At 64.1% G+C, this 15,742-nt stretch carries 13 protein-coding genes; 3 read left to right on the forward strand and 10 right to left on the reverse strand.

The features are described 5' to 3' along the window. Positions 1-526: 526 nt before the first annotated feature. Positions 527-1,390 (forward strand): toxic anion resistance protein, encoded by an 864-nt coding sequence (locus LRP66_RS09880; protein ID WP_230482335.1) that lies wholly within the window; start codon positions 527-529, stop codon positions 1,388-1,390. A gap of 254 nt (positions 1,391-1,644) precedes the next feature. Continuing rightward, on the forward strand, positions 1,645-1,914 hold the full coding sequence (locus LRP66_RS09885; protein ID WP_230482336.1) for a hypothetical protein: 270 nt from the start codon (positions 1,645-1,647) through the stop codon (positions 1,912-1,914). Between the two features lie 6 nt (positions 1,915-1,920). Here LRP66_RS09885 and LRP66_RS09890 read toward each other — a convergent pair whose 3' ends face one another. From LRP66_RS09890 to LRP66_RS09935, 10 genes are all read right to left on the reverse strand, one after another. Next, entirely contained in the window at positions 1,921-2,712 is a 792-nt protein-coding gene (locus LRP66_RS09890) for an AIM24 family protein (RefSeq protein ID WP_125994190.1), read from the reverse strand. A 17-nt stretch (positions 2,713-2,729) separates the two neighbouring features. After that, positions 2,730-3,656 carry an HpcH/HpaI aldolase/citrate lyase family protein gene (locus tag LRP66_RS09895; protein ID WP_230482338.1) on the reverse strand — a complete coding sequence of 309 codons (927 nt, stop codon included), beginning with the start codon at positions 3,654-3,656 and terminating at the stop codon, positions 2,730-2,732. Further along, positions 3,653-4,762 carry a cysteine protease StiP domain-containing protein gene (locus tag LRP66_RS09900; RefSeq protein ID WP_230482340.1) on the reverse strand — a complete coding sequence of 370 codons (1,110 nt, stop codon included), beginning with the start codon at positions 4,760-4,762 and terminating at the stop codon, positions 3,653-3,655. The genes LRP66_RS09895 and LRP66_RS09900 overlap by 4 nt, the downstream gene beginning before the upstream one ends. After that, complete coding sequence (locus LRP66_RS09905; protein ID WP_230482465.1) at positions 4,752-5,504, reverse strand: hypothetical protein; 753 nt, start codon at positions 5,502-5,504, stop codon at positions 4,752-4,754. The genes LRP66_RS09900 and LRP66_RS09905 overlap by 11 nt, the downstream gene beginning before the upstream one ends. Next, positions 5,501-6,619, reverse strand: coding sequence for a phosphoribosyltransferase domain-containing protein (locus tag LRP66_RS09910; RefSeq protein ID WP_230482341.1), 1,119 nt, complete (start codon positions 6,617-6,619; stop codon positions 5,501-5,503). Before LRP66_RS09910 ends, LRP66_RS09905 begins: the two co-directional genes overlap by 4 nt. Before the next feature lie 71 nt (positions 6,620-6,690). After that, positions 6,691-7,266, reverse strand: a complete 576-nt coding sequence (locus LRP66_RS09915) for a TerD family protein (protein ID WP_230482343.1) — start codon at positions 7,264-7,266, stop codon at positions 6,691-6,693. Positions 7,267-7,293: 27 nt separating this feature from the next. Further along, positions 7,294-7,872 (reverse strand): TerD family protein, encoded by a 579-nt coding sequence (locus tag LRP66_RS09920; RefSeq protein ID WP_230482345.1) that lies wholly within the window; start codon positions 7,870-7,872, stop codon positions 7,294-7,296. A 26-nt stretch (positions 7,873-7,898) separates the two neighbouring features. Further along, entirely contained in the window at positions 7,899-9,011 is a 1,113-nt protein-coding gene (locus LRP66_RS09925; protein WP_230482346.1) for a DUF475 domain-containing protein, read from the reverse strand. Positions 9,012-9,048: 37 nt separating this feature from the next. Beyond that, positions 9,049-10,227: a TerD family protein gene (locus LRP66_RS09930; RefSeq protein WP_230482348.1), complete on the reverse strand. Its 1,179-nt coding sequence runs from the start codon at positions 10,225-10,227 to the stop codon at positions 9,049-9,051. A 29-nt stretch (positions 10,228-10,256) separates the two neighbouring features. Then, positions 10,257-10,838, reverse strand: a complete 582-nt coding sequence (locus LRP66_RS09935; RefSeq protein ID WP_230482350.1) for a TerD family protein — start codon at positions 10,836-10,838, stop codon at positions 10,257-10,259. 185 nt (positions 10,839-11,023) lie between these two features. On the opposite strand from LRP66_RS09935, the gene LRP66_RS09940 reads away from it, so the two are divergent. Next, positions 11,024-15,550, forward strand: coding sequence for an AAA domain-containing protein (locus LRP66_RS09940; protein WP_230482352.1), 4,527 nt, complete (start codon positions 11,024-11,026; stop codon positions 15,548-15,550). Positions 15,551-15,742 lie beyond the last annotated feature (192 nt).

Raw genomic sequence — 15,742 nt, forward strand, 5'->3', positions numbered from 1 at the left:
CCGACCGCCCATGACGAAAGGATGTCTATGGCAAGATAAAACCGCGGGGCTTGACCACCGCAACGAGAGAATACGCGTCCGCCTCCCGGCCGAAACTGATTCGGGCCGGGCATTCGGCTACTAAGAGCGAGGTTATCACGCCTCGGTCCGCCTGCTGGCGAACAGCCCACCTCTACGCCGGGCGGGTTAACAATCTCAAGCGCTGAACTGCGACCGCGACATTATCGAGCGGAACGTGGCGACGAGATAACACAATTTATGAAAGGCGGCGTGACGAGCGATTACCCAGCCAAAAGAGGAAAGATGCCATCTGACGGCTCCGCCTTTCCGAAAAAGGCACGAAGAGCATTCCTTAAGCTTCAAGAATCATGCTGCCGGATCGGCTAATTAAGGCGGCAAAAATCGGTTCAATGGGTATACGCATGTCGCTGGCGGCGAAGGCGACCCAGGCTCCAATGACGATAGTACCCAGCTTTACAGCACCGATTCACATTCGTTATTCGAGGGTCGGTTCCACCGCGGCAGAATGATCAAACACATGGTAGACGGTGAGCCCAGCAATTCGCAAAGCCCAGTCGTGGCAGGAACAGAATTGAAGACAGCTGCGAGAGACATCGTTCGCCGTTGGGTCCGCGACACCACTGACCTCATACTCGACCGAATTGGCGAGGGTACCATCCGCGCATCTTCCGATGCCACGGCCCATTTGCCTGCATTGGTCGAGGGCAGGTCTGCACAGATCATCTTAGCTGACGTCGAGCGATCGATTGCAGCATGGGACGAACCCCCACCGCCACCTCGCTTCCAGTGGCTACGGGTCCGTCAGCATCCTGCTCCCGGCCTATCGACCAAAGACATCGACACGCTGGTGATGCGCCTGGATGCCGAACGGGATGATTCCACACGGCGGATGATCCTTCTCACATCGGCCCGCGATCGCTTGGCCAAGACCGCCAGCGGATTGGAGCAGGATTTGACGACAGTTGGGCTATTGCGGCCCATGATAGAATCCGCCGCGCGGGAGTTGCGGGTCGAGCAGCCGGAACGCGCCGCCGCCGTGCAGGATCGCGGATCTGTTATCCTGCTGGAACGCGAACAGGCCCTGCTCACCCAGCAGGCCATTCACCAGCAGGCCATGATGACGCTGGACCTGCTAATCGCCAATCAGACCGTCCTCGACAAGGCGATCATCCAGGCGCGCACTGCAACGCTGTCGGCGCTGCAAGTCGCCTTGGCGGCTAGGCAGGTGATGAGCGATCAGACGCGTATCGAGCCAAGCCTCGCCGCCGAACGCGCCCGAGACAAGCTTCGTGCTGCCTTGGCCGAGGCGCACCAGGCGATGGAGACACTGGCATCGCGTGACAATTCCACCAGCCCGCTGGATTTGTAGCCGCTGCATGCGGTAGTCTCCCGTCCGGACGGAGGCGACAAGCGCAAGACATGGTATCGGGGTTTCTTGATCGGATCGCCAACTGGCTCTCAGCTCCCGATGACGTGTCGGCCACCCAGCCCCCTGCGCCCGTTCCGAGCAGCCCTGTCATCAGCCCCGACGACGAACGCCTGCCCGATGCGTCGCGCCCGCGCGTGGCCCGACTTGTCTCGCTCATTGCCGATATCGAAGCGCGTGCCCGGGACAATAGCTTGATGGTCTCGGCATTGGCCGAGGTTCGCCAGATGCGCGACACGCATCTGCCGCGACTGATCGCCAGCTATGCCGAAATTCCCCCTGCCCACCGCGCCGAGATTTTTCGTACGACGGGTCGTTCGGCGAGCTATAATCTTAACGAGGCGCTCGATCGCATGGTCACCCGCGCGGAAACGCTGTCCCGATCGATGGCGCAGGACGATATCGACAGCTTCGCCGACAATCTGCGCTTCATCGAGCAGCGCTATGGCGACAACGGCCCCGCCTGACGTCCCTCAGCCGAGCCGCATCGTCGGAGTGAGCCACACCGTGCCGCGCCCGGAAAACACGAAGACCAGCCCCTCGCCACTCCGCATCGCATTGCGCAGCCCCCGGACCAATGGGCGCAACTCGACCTGCAAGCCGGCCGAATACATCAGCATCAGGTCGCCATCGACGATCAGTTCGTCCCGCCCGTCCAGTTCGACCACCTCGATCTCGTCGACCGGCACCGGCGACTCCACGACAAAGGCCCCCGCCCCGGTCAGCTTGGGCTGCATCAGGCCGTTGCCCGACAGCACGCCCTGCACCGAGCGATGGATATGGGTCGACACCGCGATATTGCCGTCGCAGGCGTAGAAGGCGCCGTCATCGAGGATCAGGGCATCCTGCGGCCCGTCCATCTGCGCCAGAATGAAATGCTTGGGGGTCGCCTCGGTCCACACCTCGCCCTGTCCGGCATAGCGGGTCGCGAAGGCGCTCTCGCCGGTCCCGGCGGAGGTGATGGCGCGGGCAAAAAAGCCACCGGCACCGGCATTCTTCTGAATGTCGATCTGCAACCGGCCCTTGGCATATTGCAGAGCGCCCGGCTCCAAGAGCGCCGCACCGCCATCGAGCACGATCCGCAACTGGCGCGCGGTGGCGGGATGCGGCGGGTGAAGGTGGATGGTGGCGGCGGTTCCGTTGGGAGAGGCATTGGGAACGTGCATCGGCGTGCCGAGCGCGTGGCTCTTGCGCACGAACTGATACAGTTCGAAGCGGACGCCCCTGCCGACCTGCTCGTCGATCTTGGTCCGATAATCGCTCATGCTACTCTCCCCTATGCTCATGCGCGCAGCGGTATCGACGCAGGGCGTGACATGGAATCCGCCACGCCGAAGGTATCGGCGCGGGCGAGGATCCGCTCGGCCCAGCCGCGATGGGTCGATGGTTCGCACATGACCCCATGATGGGCAAACACCGCCGCACTGTCCGGCGCCAGGATCGCCTGCGCCTCCCTCCATTGATGGGACGGCACCGCGAGCGCCGCCTGGATGACCGGAACCTGATCGGGATGGATCGCCGATTTGGTGAACAGACCATGCTCGAGATCGCGCTGCACTTCGTCGCGGAGCAGCGCGGTGTCGCCGAACCGCTCGAACACCGGCGCGCTGAGGACAAAGCCCCATGGCGCAAAGCTGCTGACCAGCATTCCGATCACCGCGCCCAGCGGCCCGTCATAGGCGGTTCGCCCCGCCACGCGGCGCAACCCCATGGTCTGCAGCAGATCATTGCCACCGATACGCAGCGCAAGGATCCGATCCTGCACCGCCAGCAACTGATCCCGCAGCCGACGCAGCTCATAGGGGTCGAGTGCCTCCCGCGTCTCCAGCGTCGGCATCAGTTGGTGCCCCGGCGCATAGGGCAACGAGAGATAGGCGGCCATGTTGTCGGCATGGGCCTTGGGCAGGACGAAGCCCTGGACCCGCTCGATGCCGGGCAGGCGGAGGATATGATCCAGCATTGCCCCATCGCGCGGCCGGACGAAGATCATCGGCTCGCCCGATACGGCGTCCCGCTGCGCCAGCCGACGCAGCAGCGCCGCCAGATGCGCCATCGCCAGGGGGATGTCGAAATCGAGGACCGCATCTTCCAGGCACAGTACCGCCGAGCGCAGCCCTGGCACGGCAACAGGACCGAACAACCGCTCGAACAGATCGGGCCGGGTACATGGCATGTAGAGCGTCGCACCCAGCGTCATCGCCGACATCATGAGTCGTTCCCCAGGCTGCGGATGATGGCGACCGCGCGGTAACGGCTGTCGTCGCCAAGGTCGGAGACAGGCAGGCCGCCGCGTTCGGCCAGATGTAGCAGATGCGCGACATCGGGGTCGTCGCGATCGCGGACCAGCAACCGCTCGGGCATACGACGCAACAAGGCGCGGGTCGCCTCGGCGATGCCCGGCTTGATCCGGTTGCGGTCATTAGTCTGCGCCGATGCGAGCAGACGCGTGACCATCGCCTCGCAGGCCTTACGAAGCGCCGGTCGCCGTGCCGCGTGCCCGTCGATCGGCTGCACCATCGCTCGCAGCGCCAATGGCGTCAGCGCATCGACAAAGATGCGCGAACGGTCGGCGGCGGCGAACTGCGGATAGCAGACACAGGCATGGAAATCGTCCGGCCCCACCAGATCGTCGCGCAGGATCGAGCGGCTGACCAGCCCCGAAACGATCCCGTTCAGCAGGCCTGAGGCGATCAGGTAATCGTCATCGGAAGCGGCGATGTCCGCCTGCCCGGCGGGATCGGCGACGACCGCCAGCACCGGCGCGAAGCCGAAGGGCCGGTCGGCGAGGCTGGCACGCAGTTCCTGCGCGATCGCCCCCTTCCCCGTCCACCCGTCGACGAAGACGATATCGGCCGGATCGTGGCGACCGGCGATATGGCGCAGCGCGTTCCGGTCGATACCACGATCGCGAATAATGCTGATGGCATAGTGATCCGCCACTTGCCCATTGGCCCGCAGTACCCGCGTCAGCAACACCCCGATGGGCGTGCCCGCACGGGCGAGGCTGGCGATCACCACAGGCCGACCGGGGCGTCGCGCCGCCAGATACGCGGCAAGGCTTGCGATATCCTGCGCCAGCCGCGCGCCATTACGCGCCAAAGCCGCGTCGTACAGCGAGAGATAGGCGTTGCCGGGCACGGCTTCGGGCGCGATCATCTCGGAGTAATGGCGGCGGCCCGATTGGATCAGCACCTCCTTCTCCAAGACGTCCGTCGCGTCGAGCGCGACCGGCTTGAGCAGGAACGTCACATCCTCGGCCGCATAGCTGCCGGAGAATGGCACTCCGACCGGGACGGTGACGGGATCAGCCGTCACGCAGCACCTGCTTGCCCAGTTGCGACCCCACCGGCATCATCGCGAAGTCACAGACCTCCATGAACGGCGCATCGGTCAGGCTGTCGCCGATGCCCAGAACCGGCAGGTCGCCATGCGCGGCCCGCAACCGGGGCAGCAGCCGCTCGACCGCGTGCCGCTTGCCCAGATAGGGCGGCATCAGCGCGATGTTGTTGCCGTTGCGGTGATCGGTCCAACCTGCGGGTAGGCCCGGTACGGCGACGTCTACCACCTGATTGAGCGCCACGCTGTCCGCCGTCGCATGTTTGACCAGCACGTACAGCGGGACATCGTCTTCGGTCAGGACGCGAACGCGGATCGCCTGCCCGCTATGCTCGGCCTCGGCTGCAATGGCGTCGGCATAACCTGTCAGCTCAGCGACATGCGCAGCGGCGCTGGCGGCGATGCGGGCGGCCCATTCCTCGTCCACCTGCCCATGATCGTCGAGGATCACCCCGCCATGCGCGCAGATCGCGGCGGTGAAGGGGATACGAACCCGGCGCAGCGCATCCAGGCTTCGTGCCGTGACCGGGATCAGACGCGTCGTCTGAGCCAACCAGGTCAGGAAAGACATCTGGCGGGGCGTCGCATAGCTGAGCGGGTCGCCCTCCCGGGTGAAGCCCAGCGGCGTCAACCGGTCGATGGGAACATCGCCGGGACATTTCCCGATCGTCTGAAACAGTGTATCGTCCAGATCGACGAACGCGATCGCCCCTATCGTCATCGCCACCGCAGCACCCTTGCATCCAGCGCCGCAATCAGCGCGGGATCGACACTGGCTATCGGCGTTTCGTGACAGATCCAATTCGCCCGCCCATCAGCCGGATCGGCATTGTAGAGATAGTTGGCGACCCCGGTGTCGTAATTGTCGCCGAAGCACAGCTTGGTCGCCATCGCGCCGCCGATCCGCGCCGGGCTGCGGCTGGTTGCCTGCACCACCACGTCGCGTCCCTCCCCCTCCAGGCGTTCGGCGAGGCGGAAGGGCAGATAGGTGAACTCGCCGGTGCCGATGATCCGCAACGGCTCGGTGCCTTCGGGTAAAGGCTCGACCGGCAGTGTGTCGGGCGAGTCCGACCGCCCCAGCCGTCCGTAATTGACATGCGTCGTCATGGTGCCGAGCGATCCCGCCCGCGCCTCGAAGCCCGGATCGGCCTGGTGGTCGGTGGCAGGCGTCCAGTCCAACCGCCCGCGAAGCAGTGACACCACTTCGGTCGGGCGGGGCATGACGCTCCAACAATCCGCGCCCGCCGTCCAGTCGGTCAGCGTCGCGACGACGATACGCTCGACCTGCGGCCATTCGGCGACCAGTGCGGCGGCCAGGTTGCGGACGGTGGTGCCGGTCGAAATCTCGTCATCGACGATCACCAATGATCGCGGTAGCCCCAGCGCCTCGGGCTCCGGGCGATAAATCAGATGCGCCGAGGCGTGGCTATGCGGCTCCTCGAACCGGCACAGCAGCGATGCGTCGACCCTTTGTCGGGTGGAATGGATGAAGCCAGCATCCTCGCGCCCGGCCAGACGCTGCCATTCCTCGTGCAGCGTCTGGCCCAAGCAAACCGCCGTCTCGGCCAGTCCGATGACCAGTACCGGGCCGGGCAAATCGGCGGGGATGGCGGAAGCCAGGTCGCGAACGCTGCGCCGCATGATGCTGGGCCGCGCGGGTAGATGCCGCCCCAGCACGCGCGACACGACCAGATAGCCGCGCTTGGGGTTCTCCCGCGCGGCAAAGTCACAAAGCGCCTCCAATGGCCAGCGGCTGTGGTCGACGCGGATGGTCAGCTGCCCGGTCGGCAGAGCGATGCGATAGGGCGGAGGCGCGAGGTCCGGCACGGCCGACATGAGGTGAGAATGTCCCGAATGAACGGCCACAACTAGCCGATCCCGCCGGTTTTCCCGGCGGGATCGCGTCATCAGATATTGACGCCGAGCGACTGGGCAAGCGGCCCCAGACCACCGGCGAAGCCCTGGCCGATCGCCTTGAACTTCCACTCGCCATTGTGGCGATACAGGTCGCCGAAGATCATCGCCGTCTCGGTCGAGGCGTCTTCCGACAGATCGTAGCGCGCGATCTCCGTGCCGCCGTCCGCGTTGACCACCCGGATATAGGCGTTGGACACCATGCCGAAATTCTGGCGGCGCCCCTCCGCTTCGTGGATCGTCACCGCGAAGCTGAGCTTCTGGATGTCGGCAGGAAGCTGATCGAGGCCGACGACCACGACTTCGTCGTCGCCGCTGCCCTCGCCGGTCAGGTTGTCACCCTGGTGGACGACCGCGCCGTTCGCGCCGTTCTTGTTGTTGTAGAAAATGAAATCCGCGTCCGAGCGGACCCGGCCGCCTTCGTTCAGCAGGAAGACGCTGGCATCGAGATCGAACGCGCTGCCATCGGTCACACGCGTGTCCCAGCCCAGTCCGACCCGCACGCCGCGCAGGCCCGGTGCTTCCTTGGTCAGGCTGACATTGCCGCCCTTGGAGAGAGAAACTGCCATCTTTGCTATCCTCGATAGGGTCGGCGATCAGCCGACATTGACGCCATAATTGCGGGCCATGGGAGCCAGGCCGCCCTTGAAACCCTGGCCGACTGCGCGGAATTTCCACTCGCCATTATGGCGATAGACTTCCCCGAAGATCATCGCCGTCTCGGTCGAGGCATCCTCGGACAGGTCGTAGCGCGCGATCTCGCGACCGGTGGCATCGTTGACCACGCGGATGAACGCGTTCGACACCATGCCGAAGCTTTGGCGCCGCGCCTCGCCCTCATGGATGGTGACGCTGACCGCGATCTTCTGGACATCGGCGGGCACCTTGCCCAGTTCGACCTTCAGCGCCTCGTCATCGCCGTCCCCCTCGCCGGTGCGGTTGTCGCCGGTATGCTCGACCGAGCCGTCGGACGAGCGCAGGTTGTTGTAGAAGATGAAATCGGAATCCCCGCGAACCTTATCGCCTGCACTCAGCAGGAAGGCGCTGGCGTCTAGGTCAAAATCGGTGCCGTCCGTGGTCCGCGTGTCCCAGCCCAGACCGATCAGGATATGGGTGAGGCCGGGTTCTTCCTTCGACAGGCTGACATTGCCGCCCTTGGCCAGACTGACTGACATGAATGTGCTTCCTCTCTCTTGATCGTTCAGATGGACAGGCGTTCGCCGGTCGGCGCGACCGGCACCGCATCCTCCAGCGCCACATCGCCATCGCCTTCCCGCCGATTGGCGCGAACCGATGCGAACAACGCCATGCCGATAAACGCCGCGCCGATCAGGCCGGTCACGGTTTCGGGCACTTCAACCCGGACCGAGATCAGCATGATCGCGGCCAGCGCTATGATGGCGTAGAATGCGCCGTGTTCCAGGTAGCGATATTCGGTCAGCGTTCCCTTATCGACCAGCATCACCGTCATCGACCGGACGAACATGGCACCGATGCCCAGCCCGAGTGCGATGATGAACAGGTTGTTCGACAGCGCGAACGCACCGATCACCCCATCGAACGAGAAGCTGGCGTCCAGCACCTCGAGATAGAGGAACGCCGCCAGCCCCGACTTTGCGACCGCGACCGTCGCAGCCGCATTGCCCGAGGCGGGTTCCTCCTCGTCTTTTTCCAGGATCGCACCGACCGCCTGCACCGCGATATAGGCGAGCAGGCCGAAGATTCCGGCGGTCAGGAAGGTCATCGCCTCCTCCGCAGGAATGGCGCGCGAGATTCCGTAGAGCGCTAGCAGCACTATGCCGATCGCCAGCCCCGAAATCCGCGAGAGACCGGCAAAAGGCCGCTCGATCAGGCCAATCCAATGCGAATCCTTTTCCTCGTCGAGGAAGAAGGTCAGCCCGACCATCGCCAGGAACGCGCCACCGAAGCCCGAGATGCCGACATGCGCGCCGGTGATGATCCGTTCATAGGCGACGGGGTCGGTCGCCGCGAGCACCACCGCGTCAATCGGCCCCAGGCGTGCCGCGATCGCGACGATGACCAGCGGGAACAGGATGCGCATCCCGAAGACCGCGATGATGATGCCCCAGGTCAGGAAGCGACGCTGCCAGACCGGCGTCATGTCGCGCAGCACGGTGGCATTGACCACCGCATTGTCGAACGACAGCGAAACTTCCAGGACACCGAGCACCAGTACGATCCACAGTATGCCCAGCGTGCCTGCAATATCGTGCGTCAGCGTCCAGCCGATCCAAGCCCCGATCGCGAGACAGATCGCCGCAAACACGAACGATCCTTTGAAATATTTAAACATTCTTCCCCCGTATGCCGTCGACCATGGTTGGACGGCCTTAGTCCTTGCTGCCCGCGACCCAGCGAAGACCCCAGTCGAAACGTTCGTCGAGCACCTGCTGGTCGCGAACATATTCGACGATCCGCGTCGCCTTCAGCCGCCCGCCGTCATTCTCGATCAGAACGATACCGCACAGACGACGGTCATTGCGCCCCTCGGTCATGCGGACTTCGATCGGCGGCTGCTCCGGCATGGTGACCGTCACCACGCCGTCGGTCTGCTGCCAATTCGGGACACCGTCATAGATATTGGCGAAAACGACGATGCGACGCAGGTCCGACCAATGCGCGCCATTGATGCGCATCGTCTCCCCCTGCGAGATATCGCCCGTGCGATCGTCTCCCGACAGGGCAATATAGGGGGGCTGATCGAAGCCGCCGAATGCCCGTCCCAGCGCCTGCACCACGCCCTTGCGCCCGTTGGTCAGTTCGAACAGACACCCCAGATCCAGATCGATCGCGGTGCTGCCGCCGAAAAACGCTTTGCGCCCGCGCGACCAGTTCAGGTTGACAACGATCTCACCGAAATGATTGCCCTTCTTCTCCAGGCTGACCGTCTGGCCCGGCTTGTCGAGCGTGACCTTGCTCAGACGAACAGGCGGCGCCTGTGGGGGTGGCGGAGGCGCCGGCGGCGGAGCGGCGTCCTCGGCCACCTCGATCCCGAAAGAGCGCGCCAAGGGTGCCAGACCGCCATTGAAGCCCTGCCCCACGGCCCGAAACTTCCACTGGTCGCCCCGGCGATAAAGTTCACCCAGCACCATCGCCGCTTCGGTCGCTCCGGCCAGCATCGGGCGATAGCGGATCGTGTCGCAGCCGCCCGCCGGGGTCACGGAGATTTCGGCATCGGCGAGCAGCGCCAACATCTGCCCCTTCGCCTGCGCCTCGTGGATCGTCACACAGAAGACGATGCGCTCCAGCTCGACGGGCAGTTGCGCCAGATCGACGGTAAAGCCACCGCGCGGCCCGGCACGATCGCCGAAGCGCACCGCACCGGCCGCGCCATCAGGCTGATTATAGAACACCATGTCCGCATCGCCGCGAACCTTACCGCTTGCGGTCAGCAGATAAGCAGACGCATCCGCCTCGACATCACGCCCCGACGGTATGGCCCATGAAAAGCCGACAGACATCTGGCTGCCGCTGACAGCTGTGTTGCCGCCCTGTTGAAGCTCGGTCATGCCCCGCAATTCCCCGCCTGGACGATCGTTCAGAGAACAGCGTTGATCGTGGAACTCATGTCGTGGAACGTGCGCCCTGTCGTCTTCTCACCCAGCGCCTTCATGTCCCAGCCCTGGCCGTTGCGGGTCAGCTTGGCCATCACCTGCCCGGTGTGGCTGCCCTCCCCCGTCAGGTCGTAGCGCGCCATCTCGCGTCCCGTGGTCAGGTCGACCAACCGGCAATAGGCATTGGCGATCCGCTCGAAGCTGTCACCTTGGAAACTGTTGACCGTGAAGACCAAGGTCTGAACCGAGGATGGAACGCGCGACAGATCGACATTGATCGTCTCGTCATCGCCGTCGCCAGCACCGGTCCGATTATCGCCACTATGGACGATGCTGCCGTCCTTGCTCGACAATTGGCGGAACCAGACCTCGTCGACCATGCGGCGGTTGCCATCGAACAGCAGGCACGAGGCATCGAGATCGATGTCGCCGCCACCGCCGCCGAACAGACCGAACAGTCCTTTACCCTTGCGGACATCCCAGCCCAGTCCCATCGCAACCTTGGTCAGGCTGCCGCCATCGGACTTCGCAAGCGAAACCGTCTGTCCCTTTTGCAAGCTAACCATATACGATTGTCGCCCCCGTTAGATATCCAGATGGTGGCGCGAACAGTGACACAAGGTCAAGGTCGCAACCGCCCGAATTTTTTCATCCATTTTGGTCAGTGCAAAAAAGATGACCGATACCCCTTCATCTTTCTATGCTTGGCGTGTGAAGGTGGGATGACATCGAGCAAAGGCGACGGGGGTTTATGATCGAGCGGGATCGCTTGACGGCACTGATCGAATATGTCGAAGCAACCGAACGAGATCGATTGCGCACGGTCAGCGACATAGCGGACTATCGTGCGTTTCGGCGATCGGGTGAGGATATCATCCTTCTTCCCGGCGTCCTCGTCAACGTGCGCGACGGCGACGATCATCGCTGGTTGAGTGTCGACCGCCTTGTCCGCCGCCCGCCACCGGTGCCAAGCGACCCAGAATTGCGGCGCTGGATCGACCTGCGCGACGATGTCGCGCAGGTGCCAAGTCTGCGCCGCGAACTGCCTCGAGAGATGCTCGACGACGCGCTACGCGACGGGATCGAAACGCCCGGCTTGGCGCTGATCGATCACCCTGAAGCTGCGCGTTTGAACGCGGCACTGGAGGGCTACAAACGCGAAATCTGGTCCGCCTGGGCACTGGAAGAACGGCCCCGCCGCCAAGCGATCGACCTATACAACAGCCTGTTCGCGCTTCGCCAGACGCTAGACGGCGGGTCGGAGCAGCCAGTCGAACTGGTATGGGGCATCGGCGTCGCACGCTGGACCCGGCCGTTCGGACGGCTGCATCACCCGCTGCTCACCGTCCCCGTCGAACTCACGCTGGACGAGGTTACCCACCGGATCGACATTCGACCGCGCAGTGAAGCCCCACCGGGGATCGAGACAGCCCCGCTCGACGCACTCGACGCGCCCTCGGTCGATGAGTGGCAAGCAGGCACGCAACGCTATCTCGACGCAATGGAGGGCGAAGGCCTATCGCCTTTCGATGCTGACAGCTTTGCACCACCGCTACGCCGGGCGGTCGCGCTGCTCGATCCCGATGGACACTATCTGCCCGATCTGGGCGAACGCCACCCACCGACTGGAGAAACCCTGCAGGTCGATGGCGGTTGGGTCCTGATCGAACGCACGCGGCAAGCGACGCAGCTGATGGACGATCTGCGTCGGTTCAAGGCCGCCCTCGGCACGATCGACGATCCAGAAGCCCTGCCACCCGCCGTCCGTGTCCTGTTGCAACCTCCCGCCGACAGCGCGACGACGGAGGCCTATCCTAGCTATCGCGGCGTCTCGACGGTGCCGGGCGTCACGTCCTCTGACGGATCGGGCCATGACCTGTTCTTCCCTATGCCGTTCAATCGCGAACAGGTGGAAGTGATCCAGCGCCTCGCTACCCGGCCAGGGGTGGTCGTTCAGGGGCCGCCAGGCACCGGCAAAACCCACACCATCGCAAACATCATCAGCCACTATCTCGCGCTCGGCAAACGGGTGTTGGTCACCTCACAAAAGGCACCCGCGCTGAAAGTGCTGCGCGACAAATTACCCGCCGCCGTCCGCCCGCTCGCCGTTAGCCTTCTCGACAGCGACCGCGATGGGTTGAAACAGTTTCAGGAATCGGTCGATATCATCGCCGATCGGCTGCACCGCACTCGCCCGACCGAAACGGCGCAGCAAATCGCGGTGCTCGATGCCCGGATCGGAGCGATCCATCGTCAGCTCGCCACCATCGACCGGCAAGTAGAGGATATCGGTCGACAGGCCATGACCGGGGCTATGATTGACGGCGCGTCGGTCGAACCCGCCGATGCCGCACGACGCGTGATGGCGGCGGGAGAACTGGCGGATTGGCTGCCCGATGCGATCGACGTCATCGCCTCGCACGAACCCGAGTTCGACGATGCCGCGATCATCCGGCTGCGCGCCGCGCGCAAGGAAGCGGGTGAGCGGATCGCGCTGCTCGACCAGCCACCGCCGCCGGGTGACCTGCCCGGTGCGGCGGCAATTGGCACGATACACCGTGATCTGGTCGAGGCCCGCGCTTTGGGTGAACGAACCGGGGGCGATCAGGCACTGGGACGACAGGTCGGTGCCGAGGCCGTCGCCACCTTGCGCGCGCAGGCCGATGCTCTGCTTACCATCCGGCGGCAGGCGATGGCGGGCGCTTTTGCCTGGTCGGCCACCGTGCGCGACCGCTGGTTAGCCGATGCCGACGATCCCGCGCTGGTCGCCCTCGACGGACTGGCAAAGGAAGCCGGGCAGGTTGCTGCCGAGGCGCGGCACTTTCTAGTCCGCCCGGTCATTTTGCCCGATGACGCCCTCACCGATACTGCTTTCCGCGAGACCGTTGGTCGATTGGCGGCGGGTGAGGATCTTGGCCTGTTTCAGAGCCTGTTCGCGCGACAGCTCAAGACGCAGGTCGCCACCGTCCGGCTTTCGGGCCGCGCCCCCGGTGATGCCAGCGAATGGGCCGAGGTTCATCGCTATCTCGCGCTGTGCGATCGGGCGATCCGGCTGGCGGCGGCGTGGAACCATGCGGGACCGCTTGCCGGAGTTGATCCGGTGGCCGGGCAAGAGCCAGCCGCTGCCGAAGCCATGCGGCGGCAGCTTGGACACATCGCCGCCCTTCGCACATTGGCGCACGAAGAGCGGGCATTGGCCGATGGCGTTCAGACAGTCCTGCCCGGATGGCGACGCCCGCTGATCGGCGACGATGCCGCGACCGAGGCGCTGATCATGCTGTGTGACCAGCATCTGCTGGTACTCCGCCTATCCGCCGCCGAACAGGACCGCGACCGACTGGTGACTCTGGCGCGCACCATTGGCGGCGCCATCGGTGATGAAGTATTTGCCATACTGCAGGACATGGTCGGACAGCAGGGCATCGACGCTCATCTGCTCGAACGTCGGTGGTACGCGGCGCTGAGCGAGGTGGCGGTGCTGCGCGCACTGATCCCCAGCTTCGCGACGATCCGCGATCTGACCGCGCTGATCGCCGAAAACGGCGCACCCGGTTGGGCGGAGCGACTACGCAGTGAGGCCGTGACGGGCACCGAAGATGCGCTGACGCCCGGCGACTGGCGCGAACGTTGGACGCTACGCAGGCTGTCCACTTGGCTGCGCCGGGTCGACCGGCACGATCGGCTGCGCGCGCTGGGGCAGGAACGCGGCGAGCAGGAATTGCTGCTGCGCCGCGCCTATGAAGAGGCGATCGAACTTCGCACCTGGTGCCGCTTGGCTGAGAAGGCCAGCGATCAAGTCCGCACGGCGCTCGCTTCTTATGCGCAAGCGATGCGAAAGCTGGGGCGCGGCACCGGCATCCGTGCGGGTCGCTATCGTGCCGATGCGCGTGCCGCGGCTGACCGCGCCAAGAACGCCCTACCCTGCTGGATCATGCCGCATTACCGCGTGTCGGAATCGCTGCCCGCCGAATTGGGCCTGTTCGATCTGGTGGTGATCGACGAAGCGTCGCAATCGACCGTCGCCGCACTCCCAGCCCTTCTACGGGCCCGCCAAGTCCTGATCGTCGGCGATGACCGGCAGGTCAGTCCAGATGCAGGTTTCCGTGAAGAGGCACGGATGAACCAACTGGCCGACCGCCATTTGGGTGGACAGGTCGCAGACTATCGATCGGCGCTTCGCGAGGAAAAGTCGCTATACGACCTGGGTACGGTCGTCTTTGCCGGTGGGGCGATCCTGCTCAAGGAACATTTCCGCTGCGTCGGGCCAATCATCGAATACTCCAAAGCGCAATTCTACAGCCACCAGCTAGTACCGCTGCGCCTGCCATCGGCATCCGAGCGGCTCGATCCGCCGCTGGTCGATATTCTGGTCGAGGACGGCTATCGCCGGGGGAAGGTCAATCCGCCCGAGGTCGACTGTATCGTCGATGCCATCGGTCGCATCGCCGATGACCCGGCGATGCACAGGCGCTCGATCGGCGTGACCACGTTGCTCGGCCAGGAACAGGCTGTCGCGATCATGACGGCGATCGAACAGGTGCTGGGCTCCGAAGTCCAGTTGCGTCACAACATCCGTGTCGGCGAGCCCGCAGCCTTTCAGGGCGACGAACGCGACATCATGTTCATTTCACTGGTCGCGGATGGGAAGAGCAGCGGCCTGTCCGGCCTGGGCTATGAGCAGCGCTTCAACGTCGCCGCATCACGGGCGCGCGACCGGATGGTGCTGGTTCGCTCGGTGGAGTTGGAGGATTTGCGTCCGGCCGACAAACTCCGCCGAAGCCTGATCGAGCATTTCCATGCACCCTTTGCGGGCGACGCCACCATGGTCGCCGATCGCCGGGCCAGATGCGAGTCACCATTCGAAATCAAAATGTACGATCTTTTGGTCGAACGGGGTTATCGCGTCGACACGCAGGTGCCGGTGGGTACCAAGCGGATCGACTTGGTTGTCGAGGGCGAGAACGACCGGCGACTGGCGATCGAATGCGACGGCGACCGTTACCACGGCCCCGATCAATGGCCGCATGACATGGCCCGTCAACGCATGCTGGAGCGAGCGGGTTGGACCGTGTGGCGCTGCTTCGCCTCGCGTTTCGTTCGCGAACGTGATGGTGTCATGGCCGAATTGATCGCTTTGCTGGATTCTCGCGGAATTGAGCCACAACGGGAGGAAGGCGCCCCGCCTAGCCGCTTCACGGAGCACCGCCGATGGCGCAGCACGCCAGAACAATCGGACCCTGTTCCTTACGCGTGGCTTGTTGCGGAGGATATATTCTGAAGAGCGCTCGGAAAATTGATAGCGGCTTGAAAGAAACGGGTTCCCGCTCGCACCTCCCCGTAATATCACGCGGGTGAATTGACCGCGTCGTATTTAAATGGTCTTACGAGAATCTGCATTCTGGGTTTCTTTAACCCATATATATTATTGAACATTGCCAAAGCCTGGACAGAATAAGGGCTTATAACGCCT

The organism is Sphingomonas sp. Leaf21 (genome assembly GCF_916858675.1).
Taxonomy (GTDB): Bacteria; Pseudomonadota; Alphaproteobacteria; order Sphingomonadales; family Sphingomonadaceae; genus Sphingomonas.

Coding starts and splice junctions, on each gene's coding strand:
- LRP66_RS09880 (WP_230482335.1), top strand. CDS start 527: ATGATCAAACACATGGTAGACGGTGAGCCCAGCAATTCGCAAAGCCCA.
- LRP66_RS09885 (WP_230482336.1), top strand. CDS start 1,645: ATGGTCTCGGCATTGGCCGAGGTTCGCCAGATGCGCGACACGCATCTG.
- LRP66_RS09890 (WP_125994190.1), bottom strand. CDS start 2,712: ATGAGCGATTATCGGACCAAGATCGACGAGCAGGTCGGCAGGGGCGTC.
- LRP66_RS09895 (WP_230482338.1), bottom strand. CDS start 3,656: ATGATGTCGGCGATGACGCTGGGTGCGACGCTCTACATGCCATGTACC.
- LRP66_RS09905 (WP_230482465.1), bottom strand. CDS start 5,504: ATGACGATAGGGGCGATCGCGTTCGTCGATCTGGACGATACACTGTTT.
- LRP66_RS09910 (WP_230482341.1), bottom strand. CDS start 6,619: ATGTCGGCCGTGCCGGACCTCGCGCCTCCGCCCTATCGCATCGCTCTG.
- LRP66_RS09915 (WP_230482343.1), bottom strand. CDS start 7,266: ATGGCAGTTTCTCTCTCCAAGGGCGGCAATGTCAGCCTGACCAAGGAA.
- LRP66_RS09920 (WP_230482345.1), bottom strand. CDS start 7,872: ATGTCAGTCAGTCTGGCCAAGGGCGGCAATGTCAGCCTGTCGAAGGAA.
- LRP66_RS09925 (WP_230482346.1), bottom strand. CDS start 9,011: ATGTTTAAATATTTCAAAGGATCGTTCGTGTTTGCGGCGATCTGTCTC.
- LRP66_RS09930 (WP_230482348.1), bottom strand. CDS start 10,227: ATGACCGAGCTTCAACAGGGCGGCAACACAGCTGTCAGCGGCAGCCAG.
- LRP66_RS09935 (WP_230482350.1), bottom strand. CDS start 10,838: ATGGTTAGCTTGCAAAAGGGACAGACGGTTTCGCTTGCGAAGTCCGAT.
- LRP66_RS09940 (WP_230482352.1), top strand. CDS start 11,024: ATGATCGAGCGGGATCGCTTGACGGCACTGATCGAATATGTCGAAGCA.